The 1,795-nt window shown below is 60.9% G+C and carries 1 pseudogene; it reads left to right on the top strand.

Annotated elements, in window-relative coordinates:
• Positions 1-1,795 (top strand): annotated as a pseudogene (locus FGA82_RS32280) (hypothetical protein); the annotation flags it as partial.

The raw sequence follows: 1,795 nt of genomic DNA, 5'->3' as shown, positions 1-1,795 counted from the left end.
GACCCGGAAATCCCCGGCGGCCGGCTGCTGGATGACGGCACGTGGGGCATCAACCTCGCCGCCGCACGACTCAACTACCCCGACAAGGGGCTTAAGGTCCAGATTCCCGCCTGGAACAACATGAGCAAGAGCGACAACTGCAAGTTGTACCTGGGCACCACCATGGTCGCGCAAAAGACCATCACCGAAGACATCGAGGTGGACAAGCACGTCACGCTGTTCATTGAGCCGCCGCGCCTGCTCAGCGGCGATTGGGAACTGTCCTACCAGATCACGCGTTTCGGGCAGAAGCCCGAGCCAGGACCGACGATCAAGCTCTTCGTCAAACTTGAACTGCCCGCCGGCCAGGACACCAATCCCGACTATGGCCACTCCGAACTGACCATGGCCTTCGATCCGCCGGATGTGGTGCGCGACGGTGTCGACAAGGTCTCCGTCGAGAAAGGCGTGCTGGTCTACGCCAAACCCAAGCCCGGCGATGGCTGGCTCTACCTGAACTGCGCCGTCGGTGACGTGCTCATCCTGGCCTGGGCCGGGAAAACCGTGGAGTCCGAGCCCGTCACCCAGGAACAGATCGACGATCCGGAGGGTAATCCCATCGTGGTGCTGGCCGACAAGGACACCATCCTCTCAGCCGGCGACTCCGACGGCGTGTCGGTCAGCTACAAGATCCGCGACCGCGTGTACAACGAGTCCGAAGACTGGTGCGAGGCCGTGCGTATTGTCGTCGACACCCAGGGCTTGCGGCTGGGTGCGCCCATCCTCAAACAGGCCGACGGTCTCGTCGTGGATCTGGAGGCGTTGGGGGAAGAACGGCCGCTGGTGGAGGTGTGGGCGGAAGACGGCAACATCTTCAAAAAGAACGACGAGATCTACCTCAGCGTCTTCGGTACCGACGACGAAGGTACAGAGATCAGCGAATTGGTGATCCAGCGTATTGAAACCACGCCGCCGGTGCGAGTCTCGATCGCGCACAACAACAGCACCCTGCGCGCCTTGGCCAAACGTACGGTGGTGTACTCCTATCACGTACGTCGCGGCGGCGTCGTGGTCGACAACTCCAGATCCAAGTCCCGCGCCTACAACATCATCGGCGAAGCCACGCGCCTGGCGGCCCCGATTGCGCTGGACGCCATCAGTGGCGCGCTCGACCCGAATGCGCCCGAATACCGCATCCGCATCCTCTACGATCCGCTGATCACCCCGGACAACGCCATCGAGCTAAAATTGTTCGGCACCCGGTCCGACTTCACGATTTACGACCCCGAACTGGACTGGTATTTCCCCAGCCAAGACGAGGCCAATGACCCCGAGGGGTTCATCATCACCGTCGCCGGCGAACACGGCAAAACCCTGGAGGGCGGCACGCTGCGTCTGTCGTACAACCTGCTGAGCGACGAAAACGGCACCATCACCCGCCGCGCCTCGCTGCACGCCTCGTTGCTCAACGTCGGTGAAGCGCAACGCGAACTGGTCAAACCCATCGTCCTTGGCGAAAAGGACGAAGCCCTGGAACCCAAAGACCTGCCCGGTGGCGCCAGCAAAATCACCGCGCCACGGCCGGTGGCTGTTCCGACCGAGCCCTACGATATCGTGAAGTTTTTCTGGATCGTTGAGGGCAATGAGCCTGTTACCGACTCGAAAGTACTCAACACATTATCCAAGGACAAGGACGTGAACTTCCCGCTGAACGCGGCGTTTGTGGCGCAGCACATCGAGCCTAATCGCGGGAAAAAAGTGAAGGTGCACTACGAAATCTTCCGGGCAGCGAGTAATACGACCAGTTATTCGAATG

The organism is Pseudomonas fluorescens (assembly GCF_005938625.1).
GTDB classification, from domain to species: Bacteria; Pseudomonadota; Gammaproteobacteria; order Pseudomonadales; family Pseudomonadaceae; genus Aquipseudomonas; species Aquipseudomonas fluorescens_BD.
This window is presented reverse-complemented; position numbering and strand designations above follow the sequence as displayed.